This window comes from Actinacidiphila sp. bgisy160 (assembly GCF_057707815.1).
On record NZ_JBYIQW010000088.1, the window covers coordinates 1 to 17185 of the forward strand.

At 68.3% G+C, this 17185-nt stretch carries 12 protein-coding genes and 1 pseudogene; 5 read left to right on the forward strand and 8 right to left on the reverse strand.

Annotated elements, in window-relative coordinates; genetic code table 11:
- The first annotated feature begins 232 nt into the window (after positions 1–232).
- Positions 233–1864 carry an IS21 family transposase gene (gene istA / locus AC3EUJ_RS35730; RefSeq protein WP_431968949.1) on the forward strand — a complete coding sequence of 544 codons (1632 nt, stop codon included), beginning with the start codon at positions 233–235 and terminating at the stop codon, positions 1862–1864.
- Positions 1861–2616 (forward strand): IS21-like element helper ATPase IstB, encoded by a 756-nt coding sequence (istB, locus tag AC3EUJ_RS35735; RefSeq protein ID WP_431968951.1) that lies wholly within the window; start codon positions 1861–1863, stop codon positions 2614–2616. The genes istA and istB overlap by 4 nt, the downstream gene beginning before the upstream one ends.
- Here the strand turns inward: istB and AC3EUJ_RS35740 are convergent.
- The 4 genes from AC3EUJ_RS35740 to AC3EUJ_RS35755 all read right to left on the reverse strand — a co-directional run bounded on the left by AC3EUJ_RS35740 (position 2552) and on the right by AC3EUJ_RS35755 (position 6165).
- Positions 2552–2920, reverse strand: coding sequence for a hypothetical protein (locus AC3EUJ_RS35740; RefSeq protein ID WP_431968953.1), 369 nt, complete (start codon positions 2918–2920; stop codon positions 2552–2554). The genes istB and AC3EUJ_RS35740 overlap by 65 nt on opposite strands.
- 233 nt (positions 2921–3153) lie before the next feature.
- Positions 3154–4125 (reverse strand): tyrosine-type recombinase/integrase, encoded by a 972-nt coding sequence (locus AC3EUJ_RS35745; RefSeq protein WP_431968955.1) that lies wholly within the window; start codon positions 4123–4125, stop codon positions 3154–3156.
- Positions 4126–4789: 664 nt separating this feature from the next.
- Positions 4790–5104 (reverse strand): helix-turn-helix domain-containing protein, encoded by a 315-nt coding sequence (locus tag AC3EUJ_RS35750; RefSeq protein WP_388398995.1) that lies wholly within the window; start codon positions 5102–5104, stop codon positions 4790–4792.
- Positions 5101–6165: a tyrosine-type recombinase/integrase gene (locus tag AC3EUJ_RS35755; protein ID WP_431968957.1), complete on the reverse strand. Its 1065-nt coding sequence runs from the start codon at positions 6163–6165 to the stop codon at positions 5101–5103. The genes AC3EUJ_RS35750 and AC3EUJ_RS35755 overlap by 4 nt, the downstream gene beginning before the upstream one ends.
- Before the next feature lie 145 nt (positions 6166–6310).
- Between AC3EUJ_RS35755 and AC3EUJ_RS35760 the strand changes: the two are divergent.
- Positions 6311–6451: pseudogene (locus AC3EUJ_RS35760) on the forward strand (ATP-binding protein); the annotation flags it as partial.
- Between the two features lie 856 nt (positions 6452–7307).
- On the opposite strand, the gene AC3EUJ_RS35765 reads toward AC3EUJ_RS35760, so the two are convergent.
- From AC3EUJ_RS35765 to AC3EUJ_RS35780, 4 genes are read right to left on the reverse strand one after another with little or no spacing between them, the layout of a single operon-like run.
- Positions 7308–10568: a type I restriction endonuclease subunit R gene (locus AC3EUJ_RS35765; RefSeq protein WP_431968959.1), complete on the reverse strand. Its 3261-nt coding sequence runs from the start codon at positions 10566–10568 to the stop codon at positions 7308–7310.
- A complete protein-coding gene (locus AC3EUJ_RS35770; protein WP_431968961.1) occupies positions 10568–11698 on the reverse strand; it encodes a restriction endonuclease subunit S in 1131 nt (376 codons plus the stop codon). Before AC3EUJ_RS35770 ends, AC3EUJ_RS35765 begins: the two co-directional genes overlap by 1 nt.
- Positions 11691–13313, reverse strand: a complete 1623-nt coding sequence (locus AC3EUJ_RS35775) for a class I SAM-dependent DNA methyltransferase (RefSeq protein ID WP_431968963.1) — start codon at positions 13311–13313, stop codon at positions 11691–11693. The genes AC3EUJ_RS35770 and AC3EUJ_RS35775 overlap by 8 nt, the downstream gene beginning before the upstream one ends.
- A gap of 17 nt (positions 13314–13330) precedes the next feature.
- A complete protein-coding gene (locus AC3EUJ_RS35780) occupies positions 13331–15469 on the reverse strand; it encodes a DNA methyltransferase family protein (RefSeq protein WP_431968965.1) in 2139 nt (712 codons plus the stop codon).
- 241 nt (positions 15470–15710) lie between these two features.
- Here AC3EUJ_RS35780 and AC3EUJ_RS35785 point away from each other — a divergent pair, with 241 nt between their 5' ends.
- Positions 15711–16304, forward strand: a complete 594-nt coding sequence (locus tag AC3EUJ_RS35785; RefSeq protein ID WP_431968967.1) for an Rv1352/Rv1906c domain-containing protein — start codon at positions 15711–15713, stop codon at positions 16302–16304.
- Positions 16305–16517: 213 nt separating this feature from the next.
- The coding region (locus tag AC3EUJ_RS35790; RefSeq protein WP_431968969.1) for a DUF4011 domain-containing protein at positions 16518–17185 on the forward strand (668 nt) is incomplete at its 3' end.

Here is a 17185-nt window from a genome sequence, read left to right on the forward strand (position 1 = left end):
GGCTCATTCCGGTTCTCCAATTCGCCTGTGATTGCAGGGCCCACGCCGCTACCAGCTGCCACGTGGGTGAATGGCATTAACGCTCTGATTCGGCTCCACTTTCCGGCTTGAGTTGGCCCCACCCCTGGGGGCGTACGGGAGCGTTCGGGGGTTGTTCCGGTCTGATCTGGCCCCACCGGGTGGCGGGTGGTGGGACGGTCGTGGTGGGCCACCGTGTGGGGGGCGATGCCGGATGGAGTTGTCGAGGGAAGAGCTGTTCCTGCGGATCCGCCGTGACTCGTGGCAGGAGGGGCTGTCGATGCGGGCGCTGGCCCGCAAGTACGGCGTGCACCGCCGACTGGTACGCGAGGCTTTGGTGTCGCCGGTGCCCAGGCCGCGGAAGAAGCCGGTGCGGCCCTCGCCCAGGTTGGATCCGTTCAAGAAGACGATCGACGAGTGGCTGCTGGGGGATCTGGAGGCGCCGCCGAAGCAGCGGCACACGGTCCAGCGGATCTTGAACCGGCTGCGGCAGGAGTGCGGGGCGGAGATCGCCTACACCACGGTCTGGGACTACGTCTCCCGGCGGCGTCGGGAGATCGCCGAGGCTGCGGGGGCGGCACCGTCGGCGGGGTTCGTCATTCGCCACAACCAGCCGGGCATGGACGCCGAGGTCGACTTCGGCGAGGCATGGGTGGACCTGGCGGGCGAGAGGACGAAGTGCTTCGTCTTCGCCCTGCGTCTGGCCTACTCGGGCAAGGCGGTGCACCGCATCACCACCTCCTGCGGCCAGGAAGCCTTCCTCGACGGCCACGTTCACGCCTTCCGCACGCTGGGAGGCGTCCCGGGCGGGCAGATACGCTACGACAACCTCTCGCCGGCGGTCTCCCGGGTGATTCACAAGAGCCGGTCACGGGAGGAACACCCCAGGTGGACGGAGTTCCGCCAGCACTTCGGGCTCGCCCCTTTCTACTGCGAGCCCGGACTTCGCGGCGCCCATGAGAAGGGCGGGGTGGAGGGTCAGGTCGGCTACTTCCGCCGCAACTACCTCACGCCCGTGCCCCGGGTGGGCTCGCTGGACGAGCTGAACGCGTCCTTCGCCGAGTTCGAGCGGGCGGAGGAAGACCGGCGGATCGGGATGCGGATCCGCACGATCGGCCAGGACTTCGCCCGCGAGTCCGTGCTGCTGATGCCGCTGCCTCAGGACTCCTTCGAGACCGGCGTCGTGTTCACCCCGCGGGTGGACCGCTACGGGATGATCGCGGTGAGGGTCTGCCGCTACTCGGTTCCGGCCCGGTTCATCGGCCGCACTGTCCGCGTCGTGCTCCGCTCCAGTGACCTGGTCGTCTTCCACGGCCGCACCGAGATCGCCCGCCACCCCCGCCTGACGGCGAAGGGCGCCGAGCGGGTCGTCCTGGACCACTTCCTCGAAGTACTGCTGGCCAAGCCCGGGGCGATGGCCGGCTCGGAGGCCCTGGACCAGGCCCGCCGCGAGGGCACGTTCACCGCCGCCCACGAAGCGTTCTGGGCTGCGGCGAAGAAGGCCGAGGGCGACACCGAGGGCACCAAGCAGCTGGTCCACGTGCTCCTGCTGCATCGCCACCTCGAACACCGCGATGTGATCGCCGGCATCCGATCTGCCCTCGTGGTCGGTGCCCACACCGCCGACGTCGTCGCCCTCGAAGCCCGCAAGGCCGCTCAGAGCGATGGCCGTTCCCCCACCGTGACGGTCACCGGGCCGGCTCCTGCTCTGCCCGGGCCGGAGCCCAGTGAGGTGGTCAGCTTGAACGCCCGCCGGGCCGTCCGCCTCCCCACCGACCAGCGTCCCCTGCCCGCTCTTGACCACTGGGACCAGCTGCTGAACCGCTCCAGGAAGGACGCGCCATGACCGGCCTGCATCACAACCTGACCGAGACCGCCTCCGACGCGGCGATCGACACCGTCTGCCGGGTCCTGCGGCTGCCCACCATGCGAGCCCAGTTCCCCGACCTCGTCGCCCGCGCAGAACGCGAACAGCTTTCCTACCGAGGGTTCCTGGCCGACCTACTGATGGCCGAATGCGAGGACCGGGACCGACGACGCTCGGAGCGACGGATCCGGGCGGCCGGCTTCCCCCGCCAGAAGTGGCTCTCCGACTTCGACTACAGCGCCAACCCCAACGTCGTCCCGGCTGTGGTCAACAACCTCGCCACCTGCGACTGGGTCAAGAAGGGTGAGCCGCTCTGCCTGATCGGGGACTCCGGCACCGGCAAGTCCCACCTGCTGATCGGGCTCGGGACGGCGGCGGCCATGGCCGGCTGCCGCGTCCGTTATGCCCTGGCCGCCAAGCTCGTCAACGAGCTCGTCGAGGCCGCCGACGAGAAGCAGCTGTCGAAGACGATCGCTCGCTACGGGCGCGTCGATCTGCTCTGCATTGATGAGCTGGGCTATCTCGAGCTTGACCGCCGAGGAGCCGAGATGCTGTTCCAGGTTCTGACCGAGAGGGAGGATAAGAACAGCGTGGCCATCGCTTCGAACGAATCGTTCGGAAAAGCGCACATGTTCCGGCGAACCCGTGCCAGGTGCTGCCGAAACTTCACGGGTTCGATGGTGTCGAGGAGGCTGCCCAGTCGCCTCGATGTTCGCGCCACGCGGCCCTGAGGGCTTCGAGCTCGGCTCGGGGGAAGTGCTCACCCCACTTGCCGTGGTATGCGCTCTCGCCGTACTCCCTCACGACCTCGTCGAAGCATCGGATCACTGCTCGGGCCACGACGTCGATGTCCTGCTGGGTGGACCAGATCTCGGTCCCCGTGTTGTCGTGGGCGCTACCGTGGGCTAGCTCCAGCAGGCGGATCCACACGTTGGTGCCTTCACGGTAGAAGATCCATCGGAAGGCGGTGGGCTCGGCTTCGAACTGCGCTCGGCATTCGGTCTCGTCGGTGATCAGACGTGCTACTGCGGTCAAGAGATCTTCAGGGGCAGTAGTGATATAGGAGGCCGTGACTTCGGCTTCCGCCTGGTGGTCGCTGACGATGCAGTCGGCCCAACCACGTCCGGACAGGACCCAGACGAGTCGCAGGGGGCCATCCTCGTTACCTTCCTTCGGTCGCGGGTTCCCTGCGCCGATCGCCGAGGGCCCCTCGCACACATCCGAGTCTGGGGCATGGCGAGACTGCTGACCAGCGGATTCTCTGACGCTCAGTGATCGGGCAGGCGCCCGGGGTCGACATGGTCGGCGAGGTAGATCAAGGTGGCTTGCGGGTCCATGCCGAAGGCCGCAGCCACGAGCTTGGGGTCCATGGTGTTCACCAGGTCGACGAGCCGGGTGCTGCGGATCATGCGGGGTGGGAAGCCGCAGTCGTCAAGGACGTGTGATAGATAGGCAGTGGAGGCCGGGCTCCGCCCGGCCTTGGTTCCTTTGGTGACCATGACGTGCGGGTTGTCCGTCCGCCATGCCACCCGGTGGGCCAGGCATCGCTGCAGCACTGTCCAGGAGGCGGGGTCCAGGGGGACAGGATGGGGCCGCTTCCCGAGCCGGACAGTATGGGCCTGCTGGTCGATGTCGTCGGTCTTCATCATCCGCATCTCGGAGCTGGAGGCGCCATGCAGCAGAGCGAGCATGCCCATCACCGCTTCATGCGGGTGCACCTGCTTGTCGGTTGTCCACCGCCTGAACAGCTCGCGCTGCTGGTCGAGGGCGAGCGTCTGGCCGCGGAAGCCGTTTCTCTCCTTCGCGACCAGCTCGCGAGTGGGGTCGACCAGCAACATCTTCTGGGACCGCGCGAAGCGGAAGAACTGCCGCAGCACGGTCAGCCGCCGCTTGCGTCCCTTGGGCAGGGTGGACAGGAAAGCTTCGACGTCGTGCACGTCGACGAGGGCCCACGCGTTCTTGTCCCGGTCATCGACCAGGAAGCGGGCCAGGTCACGCAGGGTGGCCAGGGCTGTCTCCAGGGTGTGATTGCTGCGAGGGCGGGTGCCCGCTCGGCGGGCACGGTCCTGGGCCCGCATCCGGGAGGTGTTGAAGGCGGCGACGGCTTTCCGCAGCGGTTCGGGGACAGCCTCGATGCGTCGTTGTCGACGGCCGGCGGCGAGCCGTTCAGCCTGGTCGGTGGGCAGGGCCAGGTGGTGGAGGGTGAAGAAGTCCTCGAGTGCGCGCGCGAAGGAGCCCATCGACCGTCCGGGCCTGCGGGATCTTTCCAGCAGGGCCTGGGGTGAGGTGGAGTGCCCGTCTTGCAGGAGTCGGCCGAGGTCGGTGACGAAGCCGCAGGCTCTGGCGATGCAGTGTCGGGCGGCGACATGAGCGACGAAGTCCCCCAGCCAGGAGGGTGGATCGGCGAGCCGGTCGCGGAGGTGTTCCCCACGGATGAAGGGACGGCCAGGGTGCTTTTGCCAGCAGGCCGAGCACAGCCCCAATCCCGCATGCCGCCGCACCTGGCCGCACTCGCGGCAGGTCCTCGGAGGCTGCTTCTCCTGCCGGGGCCGTGAACAGTGGCCGCACCAGCCGGTCGCCTCACGCAGATAGCCGGGCCGGTGGCAGCGCGGACACGTCTCCTGGGCTGCCCGCTGGTCGGCCTTGCGCCGGCAGTCGCGGCACAGACGGTTCTGCGATGACCGGACGGGGTGGCCGCATTCCTCGCAGACGCGTGAGCAGATGATGCACCGGCCGGTGTCCTGCTGCAGGACGCGGTCGCGGCCGCAGCCAGGGCAAACCGCCCTGGCTGCCTGCTCGTTCAGCCGGCGCCAGCACCGGCAGCAGTGCTGGCGGTCGAGGTATCCGACGGGGGCACCGCAGGTGACACAGTCTCGTTGCTTCTTGCCCATCGCAGCCCGCCGGTCACAAAGGCGGCATCGACCGGCCCCTGGCGGAGACGGCCTGCGGCAGGTCAGCGACCGGACGAGGAGGTGCGAGGGGCCGTTCAACCGGGGTGGTGTCGACCTCGATCAGGTCGTTGGGAGTGCACTCCAGCGCGGTGCACAACGCGGCCAGCGTAGTCATCTTCACTTGAGAGGGTTCCTTGGTGAACAGCGCCGACACCGAAGCCGAGGACAGTTCCAGGCCGGCCTTCTCGGCCAGCAGCCGCCGCAGTTCCGTCCCGGTCCACACCTCGCGCTGGGCGGCAGCCATCCGCAGCCGCCATTGGATCTTCATGCCGTGGTGTCCTTCCCGGTCAGCTCGGCCAGAGTGCTGGCGACCGCGCGTTGATAGGCGTCTTCGATGAAGGTCGCGGAGGGCCGGACATACCGCATGGTCGAGCTGACGGTCCAGTGACCGAGCATCTGCTGGATCGCGACGAGATCGACGCCACGCTCGTAGTTGTGCGTCGCGCAAGCTCTTCGCAGAGCATGCGGGCTGAACCGCTCGGATGCCGGACGTCCTTCGAGTTCCATCAGATAGCGGAGCCGGTTGCGGATGGTCCCGCGATGCAGGCTGCCGCCGGACTCGTCGGCGAAGAGCACCGGCGAGTCGGGGAACCTGGGCCGCACGTCCTCCAGGAACCACCGCAGCACCAGGTCCAGGCCGTCGAGCATGGGCACCCACCGAGGCCGCGGGCCGGACGTGTGGGCTCCCTTGCCGAAGCGGACATGGAGCTTGCCGAACGGGCCTCGGGTGAAGTGCAGGTCCGGCTTCTCCAGCAGCGATGCCTCCTCCGAGCGGAGCCCGGCGTGGTACAGCGTCCGGAACATCGCATAGTCCCTCGCTGCGGGTCCGTACTTCCTCGCGGTCGCGATCCTCTGTTTCATGAAGGAGAAGAACTCGTCCACCCGCTCTGGTGTCGGCGGCGGCAGCGAGGCCGGAGAGTCGTCACCGACATGGCGGGAGGCGTTGAACTCGTCGACCGGGCAGACCAGACGGACACCGAATGCGGTCTCGATCTCGGCTGCCTTGCGGGCCTGCAGGAACCGGTGGAAGCCCTTGAAGATCTGCACGTACTCGCGGCGGGTCGACGTCGCCCGGCCCTTCACCGCGAGATCACCGACCACCCGGTCGATGTCCTCGGGCGTGACTTCCCACGCAGGCCGTCCCAGTGCGGTGAGTGTCCGCTCCAGCAGGCCGATGTCGTTGTCGATGGTCACCGGGCTGAACCCGCGGGCCCTCCACGAGGCGACGAACGCGTCGACGCACATGGCCTGGAACTGCCACGGGTCCGTGGTCAGCGGCTCCTGCGGGACGGCCCCGCCTGCGATGACCTGCAGTCTCGCCTCGGCCACCGGCACACCTTCCTCGCACCTGAACGGTCAAGGCAGCACCTTGAAGACCAGCGTGCCGCCACGAGAACCAACGAGAACCGCAGGGAGGGGATACGGCCAGGTGACAGGCGCAACCCTTGTGAGGGAACAAGTGCCAGCCCCAGATGGCTGGACGAAGACGTTCACCGACCCTCGGCTCTGCGCGGCCATCGTCGACCGGCTCACCTTCAACGGCACCATCATCGAGACCGGCACCGAGTCCTACCGCCTCGCCCAGACCAAAGCCAAGCAACAGGCGAAGAAGTAGCCCTCACAGATGACCGGTCACCCTCTGGATGTGGATCAAGGCTTCCGGCGACCTTGGCGATCGAGATAGTCGACCAGTTTCGCTTCGCTGCGGCGCAGTCGAACAGACTCGTCCTCAGGCAGGGAGCCCAGCGCGTCGGCGAGGACACGTGTTCGGGGGATGTGGACCATTGCACTGGAGTAGATCCGGCACCCGGAGCACCATGCCAAGCCGACGCACCGTTCGAACATCGAGGACTTGGGCGGATAGAGACGGAACTGGTAGGAGCGGACGGCGGTCCCGCAGGCAGTGCAGCCTCGGCGATCACCGTCCTCGACCGTGTCCCAGGTCGCCACCTTGAGCCAGTGCCACCGCCTTGCCGGTGCTCTTCAAGTCGTCATGCGCAGCATTCTCGCTCATGGCCCATCAGCCCACCTCAGCAGCCCCACGACTACCATGGCTGGCCCTGCTGAGACCGGAACCCGGAGCCAGTTCAGGCCGGAACAAGGGCCGCTTCAACGACCGACGTGGGGCCAGCCCAGACCGAAAATCTGGGGCCATTTCGCGCCGTTAACGCCAGGTGAAGTCGCAGTGGGGCTGTGTCCGAGGTACGACCGCAACGGTCACTTGCGGGGTCGGTAGGGGTTGGCGACGATCTACGCCAGGCGTACCGGGCTGTGCGTGCATCGCCGCCGGAGAGTGCGTCGTGCGTCGGGATCTGTGAGTGGTTCGCCGTGCTCACACATCAGGGACTCGCTGCCAGTCCGGTCCGGGTGGCCACATGGGCGCTCCCCGAAGAGGAGAGCGATGAGCGGACAAGGCGGGCGGGGCCGGCCCCTGGGGGACCGGCCCGTGATCACATCCTGCTGAAGCCCCGTCAGTTTCCAGGGACGCCGGTTGTGGACCACTCGTTGGCGAAGTGCTCCATCTGCTTGAGGACCAGCTCCACGGCCTCCGGACGCCGGTCCGGCGGGTAGTTGTGGCGAGCCAAAAGGCGCTTGATGGCGCTGCGGAGTCCGGCGCGGACTGGTTCACGGGCGATCCAGTCCGGCTTGAGCTTCTTCTGGACCTCCGCAACGAGATCACGGGCGATGACAGCCAAGACCTCGTCGCCCATGAGCTCCCGCGCCGTGCCGTGGTCGGCCACCGCGTCGTAGAAGGCGAGCTCGCGCCAGTTCAGCGGCGGGTCGAACTTCTCTCCGCGCCTGGCGTCTTCGATGACCTCCTTGGCCATCTCGACCAGCTTGGCGATGAGTTCCGCACTGGTGTACTGCTGCCGCATGTACCGGACCATGAGGTCCTGCAGCCGCTCGGAGAACGCCGTGCGGCGGACGATGTTGTGCCGCGTGACCTCGCGCATCTTCTTCTCGACGAGCCGCCTCAGCGCCTCCGCCGCCAGGTGCGGCGTCTCGCTGTCCTGCAGCTTGGCGACGAGCGCGTCGTTGAGGTGCGTCAGGTCGGCGGTCTCCAGACCCGCCTCGGCGAACAGGTCCGTTATCCCGCCGGTCTCGACGACCGACGAGGTCAGCTGGGCGAGGTACAGCTGGACGTCGCGGGCGACCGGCAGGCCGCGGGCCTCGCGGTCCATCGCGTCGAGCTTGGCCATGTAGGCCCGGACCTCGACGAAGAATTGGATGTCCCGGCGCCAGGACGGGTGGTCCGGGAAGCGGTCGCCGATGTTCGTGGCGCTGCCGGACAGCGCGTAGAAGCGCTCCAGGCGGTGGGCGTGGTCGCGGAAGCGCCGGCCGAGGGTCTGGCGGGGGTCGTCGAGCTTGTCCGGGTCGTTGCCCGGGGTGCGCGGGGTCCGTAGGTAGTTGGCCGTCTTCAGGGCGGCGTCTATGAAGGCTGTTTTCGTGGGCTGGGTCAGGCGCGCCCGCCAATCGAAGGCGCGCAGGATGTCGGTGAGGATGTCGTACTCGTTGCGCAGCTCGTCCAGGGCACGGTCGAGGTCCTGGCCGAGGGTGCGGTCCTGCTGGTCGGCGTCGGTGTATTCGGCAATCGCCTTCTGCAGGTTCTCGGTGAGCGGCGCGTAGCCTACGAGCAGACCGTCTTCCTTGCCGCGGAAGCGGCGGTTGACGCGGGCCAGTGCCTGCATCAGGTTGGCGCCCTTGAGTGGCCGGTCCAGGTACATGGTGTGGACCGGCGGGGCATCGAAGCCGGTCAGCAGCATGTTGTTGACGATGAGCAGTTCCAGCTCGTCGTCGGGGTTCTTCGCCCGGTTGATGACCGCCTTGCGCTGGCTGTCGCGCAGGGTGTGGGCGCGCAGGTGCTCGGGGTCCTTCCGGGAGTCCGAGGAGAAGACGATCTTCATGGCGCCCTTGTCGACCTCTTCGCTGTGCCACTCCGGCCGCAACTCACACAGAGCGTCGTAGACCCGGACGCAGATCTCTCGGGTCGCACATACGACCATCGCCTTGCCGGGCGCCCCGCCCTTCTCGGAGACGCCGACGAACGGCTGCATCCGCCCACGCCGCGCCTCCCAGTGCGTCACCAGGTCCCGCGCGAGATCCCTGATGCGGGCGGGCGCGCCGTACATGGCATTCATCGTGGCGACGGCCTGCTCGACGCGGCGGCGCTCGGTGTCGTCGAGGCCGTCGGTGATGCGATCTGCTTCCTCGTCGATCTTCGTCGGGTCGACGTCCTTGTCCAGGACAAGCTGGATGACGCGGCCCTCGTGGAAGACCTTGACGGTCGCGCCGTCGTCGGCGGCCCGCTTGAGGTCATAGATGTCGATGTAGTCGCCGAAGACCTCGCGGGTGTTGCGGTCGGCTTCGGAGATCGGGGTGCCGGTGAAGGCGAGGAGTGTGGCGTGCGGAAGGGCGTCGCGCAGGTGGCGGGCGTAGCCGTCGAGGTTGTCGTAGTGGCTGCGGTGGGCCTCGTCGACGACGACCACGATGTTGCGCCGGTCGGAGAGCAGCGGGTGGTCGGTGCCGGACTCCTTCTCCTCCTTGGTCTTGCCGAACTTCTGGAGGGTGGTGAAGAGGATGCCGCCGGTCCGCTTGGCGGCCAGCTCCTCGCGCAGCTCGGCCCGGGTGAGGATCTGCTTCGGTGCCTCCGGGAGGACCTCGCTCTCCAGGAAGGTGGAGTACAGCTGGTCGTCGAGGTCGTTGCGGTCGGTGATGACGACGACGGTCGGGTTCAGCAGCGCCGGGTCGCGCATCACCATCGTCGTGGTGAGCACCATCTCCTCGGACTTGCCCGAGCCCTGCGTGTGCCAGACGACGCCCGCCTTCCCGTTGGTGGCGGCGGCCTCCCGGACCGCCTCCGCTGCGCGGGTCACCGCGTGGTACTGGTGCGGCTTGGCGATGCGCTTCATCCGCTTGGACGGGACGAAGTTGACGAAGGACCGGACGAGGGAGAGGAACCGCGGCTGGGTGAACAGGCCGTGCAGTGCCAGGTTCTGGCCCGAGTCGGCCATCCCCTCCGCGCCGAGCGGGTCGACACGGGCGCCGGACCCGTCCGTGTTCCACGGCGCGAAGTGTTCGTACGGGGTGAAGGGCGTGCCGTACTTCGCCGTGATGCCGTCGGAGAGCAGGACCACGGCGTTATAGCGGAAGGCGGTCGGGAACTCCTCCACATACCGGCTGACCTGGGAGTGCGCGTCCTGGAGCGTGGCATCCTCGTCGCCGGCGCGCTTCAGCTCCAGGAGGGCGAGCGGGAGGCCGTTGACGTACAGCACGATGTCGAAGCGCCGGTTCTTCTCGCCGTCGATGACAGTGACCTGGTTCAGGGCGCGATAGGTGTTCGCGTCCGGGTCGACCAGGTCGACCAGGCGGATGGTCGGATTGTGCTCAGCGCCGAAGCTGTCGGTGTATGTGACGGAGCGGATGCCGGCCGTCAGGTACATGTGGGCAGTGCGGTTCTCCTCGTACGTGTCCTGCGAGGTCGGGGTCGCCGCGACCGCGACGGCATCGCGGACGGCGTCCGGGGGAAGCTCGGGGTTGAGTCGTTCGATCGCCTCCCGGAGGTCGGGGTAGAGGATCAGGTCGTCCCACGACTTCCGGTGCCCGGAGCCAGGCGCGTACGTGTTTCCCGCCGCCGGCTCCCAAGCCAACTCGGCCAGCTCGTCGAGCGCGAGCAGCTCCCAGTCGGCCTCCAGTGGGCGCCGCTCGTTTCTTCCGCTCTCGTCGTCGTGCATCACGTGTGGTCCTCGACAATTTTCTCGGCGTCTTTGACGCGGAGGCGGCCGGACATGAGCTGAGGGAGGAGGGTGTCGCGAAGAGTGGAGAGCATGCGGTTTTCCTCCTCGCGGCTGCGCTGCAACTGGAACAAGCTGCGAACTTCCGTAGTAAATGCCGCCATGACGGGCGCGGCGGGAATCCGCAGTGGCAGGGACAGCGCCCTGTCCCGGTTGAGTCCGGGCACGGCGGAGTCAGAGTTCATGTGCTCCAATCCCAGGCTCCCGAGAGCGAAGTACATGTACTCCAGCGAGGTCCTGCCGCTCTTGCACGCGACGTAGAAGGTGGTATCGATAGGGAAGAAGTCCACCTGCGACCAGTAGACGGCCCCCACGGTTCCCTTGCGCCCAACGATGACGCCAGGACCGCTCACCAGGGACTCGTTGTGGTGGCCGTTGACACCTCCACTACCGAATACGGGGATATTGCCAGCGACACGGCGCGCCGCCGGCAGGGCTTTTCCATACTTGAGATCGATTACGTCGCCAACGGTCACCTCCTCGTCGGTAGAGGCGAAGCAGAGTCGGAATTTCGCCGCGCCGAGTTCCATGGCCACGGCTGCGATGCGCTCGTTGACGGCGATCTTGTCGTCTAGGGTGTCCAGGAGCTCGACCAGTGCGAGGCGGTCGTCCGTCATCGCCGGCACCGGGAACGCGAGGAAGTCCTCTCGGCTCAACGACAAGTTCGTCGTGCCCAACGCATGCTCGCGGCAGTAGGAACGGTATTGGGGAGTCCGCAGTACCCAGTGGATGAAATTGGGCGACGCGGATGCTCTTGTGAAGGAGAGCTTGACAGTGTCCTGCGTCAGCCTCCCCACTCCGACCTCTTCAGGGACCCGCGCGACGGCTCCCAGCAGGTCCGCGGACTGTGTGACGTCCTTCAGGGCGACGAACAGTTCTCCCGGACGCACGCAGATCTTCTCCGGGGACTCACCCGCGTAGCGCTTGAGGGAATCCGCGCGGAACCCGCCGTTGCGTCGGATCGAGGACAAGCCAAGAAGAACCCTGCCCTCCTTCCCAAGCAGGCGGCTCTTGTAAGTCGTGCCCCGCTGCAGGGTCACGAAGTCGCCGAGCTTCATCGGATCAGCCATGGAAGGCCCCCATCTGCTCCCGAACCGTCTTCTCCAGCTCCGCCGACTTCTCGAAGAGCCCGTACAGCTCCTCCGTCAGCGTGGCGATCCTCTCCGCCACTGCCTCCGCGTCTTCTTCGTCCGCCGCGACAGCCCCCACGTACCGCCCTGGCGTCAGCACATATCCGTTTTCCCGGACCGTGGCTTGGTCGGCCGAGAAGCAGAATCCAGGCTCGTCCTCGTACGTCAGCCCCTCCTCGCGCGCCGATGCCGTGCCGCGCCAGGCGTGGTACGTCCCGGCAATCTTCGCGAGGTCGGCCTCCGTCAGCACGCGCTCCGTCCGGTCGACCATCTCGCCCATGTTCCGGGCGTCGATGAACAGGATCTCGCCGCGCCGGTCCGCTAGCCGCGGTGCGCCCTGCGGGGTCTTGTCCTTGGCCAGGAACCACAGGCACGCCGGGATCTGCGTCGTGCGGAACAGCTGGGAGGGCAGCGCGACCATGCATGCCACCAGGTCGGCCTCGACCAGCGCCTGGCGGATCTCGCCCTCGCCGCTCTGCTGGGAGCTCATGGAGCCGTTGGCCAGGACGATGCCGGCGGTCCCCCGCTCGCCCAGCTTGGAGATCATGTGCTGGAGCCAGGCGTAGTTGGCGTTGTTCTTCGGCGGTACCCCGTACTTCCACCGGGGGTCGCTCTCGTCCCTCGCCCAGTCCTTGATGTTGAACGGGGGGTTTGCCATGACGAAGTCGGCCTTGAGATCGGGGTGCTTGTCGTCGGCGAAGGTGTCGCCCCAGCGGGGGGCGAGGTTGCCGTCGATGCCGTGGATGGCCAGGTTCATCTTGGCCAGGCGCCATGTGCGCTCGTTGAGCTCCTGGCCGTAGACCGCGATGTCGCTCTTGTGGCCGCGGCCCTGGTGGGCCTCGATGAACTTGGCCGCCTGGACGAACATGCCGCCCGAGCCGCACGCCGGGTCGTACACCCGGCCCTGGTACGGCTCCAGGATGTCCACGATCAGGCGGACGACGGACTGCGGCGTGTAGAACTCGCCGCCCCGCTTGCCCTCGGCGCGGGCGAAGTTGCCGAGGAAGTACTCGTACACCTCGCCGAGCACGTCCTGTGCGGCCTTGTCCTCGTTGCCACCGAAGCGGGCGTCGCTGATGAGGTCGACGAGCTCGCCCAGGCGCTTCTGGTCGACGTTGTCCCGGTTGAAGATCTTCGGGAGGACGCCGGTCAGGGCCGCGTTCTCCCGCATGATGGCGTCCATCGCGTCATCGAGGAGCTTGCCGACGCCCTGGCTCTTGGCGTGGTCGGCGATCCACGACCAGCGGGCGGTCTCGGGCACCCAGAAGACGTGTGCGCCGGTGTACTCGTCGCGGTCCTCCAGGAACTCCTCCAGGCGGTCACCCTCGATGCCGTCCTCGGCGAGCTCCTTGGCCAGCTCGGCGCGGCGTTCCTCGAAGGCGTCGGAGACGTACTTGAGGAAGATCAGGCCGAGGACGAACTCCTTGTACTGCGCGGCATCGATGGAGCCGCGGAGCTTGTCCGCGGCCTTCCACAGGATGTCCTGGATCTCCTTGGCGGTGGAGGCGCTGAACAGCTCCGCCTGGTCGGAGGGCTTCTTCTGGCCGGGAATCATGGGGTGGAGCGTCTCCTTCAGTCGTCGGTTCCGGGGAGGTTCTGGAGGATGAGCGTGCCGTCGGCGATGCCGGCGGCGGTGGTGTGGGCCAGGTCGTCGAGGGTGGCCGACTGTTCCCGCAGGAGGGTCGCGCGTCGGTCGAGCTCGGCGAGGACGGCGTCGAAGCGCTCGGCTTCGTCGCAGCTCAGGTCGGGGATGAGGAGGTCCTCGATGCCCCGTGAGGCCCGCACTGCGCCGCTGGTGCGGGCGTACTCGGCGGCCGCCGCCCGCAGCAGCGCCGCGAGCACCCGCGGCAGTATCGGCGGGTCGGCATCGGGGCGGACCCGCAGGATGCGGGCCGGGGCGGCCACGAGTGACAGGCCCGCTTCGTCGACGTACGCGCCGAAGCGGGGGCTGGCGGTGACGACGATGTCGCCCGGCTCGGTGAACTGGGCGTGCTCGTATCCGGTGAGAAACACACCGCGGTCGATACGGCGGCTGCCAGGGCGGGCCGTGCCGAGGACCTCGTCCGGGGTGAGCACCGTGTAGTGGCCCTCGGCCGAGAGGTGTTCGTGGGCGATGCGGTGGCCGGGGCGGCGGCGCAGACGTCGCTCGGCGATGAGCCGACGCACGGTGGTGCGCCGTACCGGCTGGTCCTCGGGGCGCAGCACGGCCCGAGCGCCCAGCGTCGCGCGCAGGTCGGCACGCTGCCGGGCCTGCTCGTAGAGCTCCGCCAGGCGCTGCTCCAGGTCGCTGATGCGGGCCGGGCGCTCGATGACGCTGCGGGTGTAGCGGGCCGCTGTCGGCCGGTGCTGGGTGGTGAAGGCGGCACCCGGCCGGTCGTCGAGGTCCTTCGCGGGGACGATCACAGCGTGGCGGGGTTCGTGCCGACGGTCACCGCGCCAGCCGGAGGCACGCCAGATGGTGATGTCCTCGGCGAGCGCGTCGAGGACCGGGTCGGTGAGCGGCTGCGCGGAGTGGTCGGAGAGGAGGACCAGGCCCTTACGGTCCTCCTGCGGTGTGCGGGCCAGCACCCACACGGCCGTGCGGTAGCCAGGGCGGTAGGGGAACGCGCCGTCGGGAAGGCTGACGGCTGCCTTGAGCAGGCCGTCCCGGAGGAAGGAGCGGCGCAGGCGGTCGGCCTTGCCGTGCCGGGGCAGCGGGCGGACGAGCACGTCGGCGGGGCCCAGGACGACGGCCGTCGAGCCATCGCCGAGGTAGTCGGTGAGTTCCTGCACCCGTTCCAGCACGGCCTGCGGGCTGCGGGTCTCCCCCGCTTCGTAGGGGAGGACGCAGACCAGCAGATGGGGGTCTCCCCAGTCGTCGACGGGCAGGTCCTCCCCCTCGGCGACACCGAGGTCAAACTCGTTCACTCCGCGCACCAGCATCCGGCGGCGTACCAGGCGGACCCGGGCCGGGTCGGGGTCGCAGGCGAGGTAGGTGTGGCCGGCGTCCTCGGCGGCCTGAGCGTGCAGGGAGGCGAGGAGGTCGCCGGAGCGGGCGTGTGGGGTGGCAATGATGGACCCCTCATCGAGGGTGCCGACACCCGACAGGGCCGCAACGGCGCGTACCACCGCCGGGGTGGGCTCGTCGGTGGCGAGGTCGTGCGAGCCGAGGCGGCGACGGGCCTCCAGGACCCAGTCGAAGGCCTCGGCGGAGGTGTAGGCGGCCTCGGTCAGCTCGTCGGCCAGGGCGGCCAGCGCCGGGCCGGCGCGCTCCGGGTCCGGCACCGCACGCAGCTCGGCCGACAGGAACGTGTCCTCGGGGTCGAGGTCGGCGGCCTGGGCGAGGACCGCGTCCCAGCTCTGGCCCGAGACGGAGGCGTCGAGCTGCCGGCGCAGGCAGATCAGCGCGGTCAGCGCCCCTACGAGGACGGGGGCAGGCAGGTCGGGTGTCCGCCAGGCCGCCAGGGTGTGCAGGGCCATTTCGGCCCGCAGGTGGCGGGGGTCTGCGTTGCCGCGGCCCGTTGTCGTCAGCCAGTCGACGACCGCGCGTGCGTCGAACAGGGCGCGCCCGTCCTCGTGGGTGACCGGCGTGGGAAAGTCCGCGTGCCTGCGGCTCCAGGTGGTGGGGACCGGCCGCTGAACCTGCGCGAGGGCGGCGATTTCGGCGTACGTGATCCGCCAGGCCGGCGTCTCGGGCACGATGGGCGACGCCGCTTCTCGTGTGGTGGTCATCGGACTCCATCCCCCCATCCCTGTACCTCGGGCCACTCCTGCCGATCTGGGCGAGTCGCCCGGCTCCAGGACAGGTGCCAAGACTTTACAGCGATGGAGGCTGAACAGACCCCACATTGATCCGATAACCCCGGTTATCAGGCTGAGCCAAGCCTCTCGACATCAACGGACGGCACCTTTGGTCGCCACCAGCCACGCCACACAGCGTGCGCATCACAAGACGACCCGGAGGTTTCCGACCATGACCAGCACGCCCTCGCTACCGCCCACCCACCAGCCCCAGGGCGCCGGCCGGACCACCGGCTGGGGCGCCATACCGCCCCAGTTCCCGCCCGCGCAGCCGCCGATCCCGAGAAAGCCGTCGCGGCGCAAGGCGTGGCTGACCCACGGTGCGACGGCGCTCGTTGCCCTGAGCTTCGGCGCCGGCATCGCCGGTGGCGGAGAATCCGACGGCACGACGGCTTCCGCGCGGCCCGCGCCCGCTGTGACCGTCACCAAGACCGCCGACGCCGCGGCGCCCGCGCCGGCCGCGACGGTCACGCAGAAGGTCACCGTCGCGCCAAAGCCCGCCAAGAAGCCCGGCCCGCCCACCAGCATTGACGGGGATGGCCAATACCTGGTCGGTGAAGACATCAAGGCCGGCACCTACAAGACCGCTGGCCCTCAGGACGACGATCTGGGCCTCGGCTGCTACTGGGCCCGGCTCAAGAACGCCTCCGGTGAGTTCGACGCGATCATTGCCAACGACAACATCACCGGCCAGGCGCGCGTGACCGTCCACAAGGGCGAGTACTTCGAGACGAAGGGCTGCCTGAAGTGGGAGCGGGTCGGCTGACGCTCCCGGTCCGGCGGCCACCTTCCTGGCGGCACCGCGCTGCATCCGGTGCGCAGCCACGGGAACCCGCGGCCCGGCAAAGGGCAATGAAGGGTCCAGCAATGTGACCCCGGTGCGGGGGTCGTGTGCGGATTGAGAAAAGATGCTCGCGACCCAAAGAGTGATTGCTCGGCTGGGCCACCACCGATACGGGAAGAAAGGCGCAAAAGGGACGTGACGCGGTCGTATGCGAACGAGGCAAGCGGACAAGCCGAGGTCGCCAAGTTCCTTCGAGTTCTGGACAATTGGCGTTCCTCGCTCGTGGATCTGAGCGGGCGTAACCGCCTGCTGAATTTCAAGCACACCCGCACGTCCACGCTCGAGCTGACCCAGCCCTCGTTGTACGAAGTGGTGGCCGGGCTCTCCGATGGCTGGGGATTCGCCCGGTTGCCCGACGAGGAGGAGACCGGGCCGGGCACAGCGGACGACGGCGCGGCCGAGACCGGAGATGTCGTCGCGGAAGAACGCACGCTTCCCGCCACCCGGGACGACGGCGGCCTGCGTACCCAGAAGACCACGGCTGCGCAATTGCGCCGTAGTCTGCGAAACCTCCGCAGCAACGCGAACCGCGTCTTCAACGACTACGGTCTGTGGACCCTCTATGTGGCGGCCGGGTTCCTCGAGTGGCGTGAGGAAGGTGCCCATGAGGTGAGCGCGGCGCCCTTGGTCCTGATCCCGGTCCAGCTGCTGCAGGCCAACGACGGTTCGTTCCAGCTGCGCATGGCCGAGGACGAAGATCCCCGGCACAATCCCGCCCTGCCACTCAAGCTGGAGCAGTTCGGCGTCGACTGGTCGACGGTCCTCGCCGCGGACCCGTTGGACATCGCCACCGTGCTGGCCAC

Coding starts and splice junctions, on each gene's coding strand:
- istA (WP_431968949.1), top strand. CDS start 233: ATGGAGTTGTCGAGGGAAGAGCTGTTCCTGCGGATCCGCCGTGACTCG.
- istB (WP_431968951.1), top strand. CDS start 1,861: ATGACCGGCCTGCATCACAACCTGACCGAGACCGCCTCCGACGCGGCG.
- AC3EUJ_RS35745 (WP_431968955.1), bottom strand. CDS start 4,125: ATGGGCTCCTTCGCGCGCGCACTCGAGGACTTCTTCACCCTCCACCAC.
- AC3EUJ_RS35750 (WP_388398995.1), bottom strand. CDS start 5,104: ATGAAGATCCAATGGCGGCTGCGGATGGCTGCCGCCCAGCGCGAGGTG.
- AC3EUJ_RS35765 (WP_431968959.1), bottom strand. CDS start 10,568: ATGCACGACGACGAGAGCGGAAGAAACGAGCGGCGCCCACTGGAGGCC.
- AC3EUJ_RS35770 (WP_431968961.1), bottom strand. CDS start 11,698: ATGGCTGATCCGATGAAGCTCGGCGACTTCGTGACCCTGCAGCGGGGC.
- AC3EUJ_RS35775 (WP_431968963.1), bottom strand. CDS start 13,313: ATGATTCCCGGCCAGAAGAAGCCCTCCGACCAGGCGGAGCTGTTCAGC.
- AC3EUJ_RS35780 (WP_431968965.1), bottom strand. CDS start 15,469: ATGACCACCACACGAGAAGCGGCGTCGCCCATCGTGCCCGAGACGCCG.
- AC3EUJ_RS35785 (WP_431968967.1), top strand. CDS start 15,711: ATGACCAGCACGCCCTCGCTACCGCCCACCCACCAGCCCCAGGGCGCC.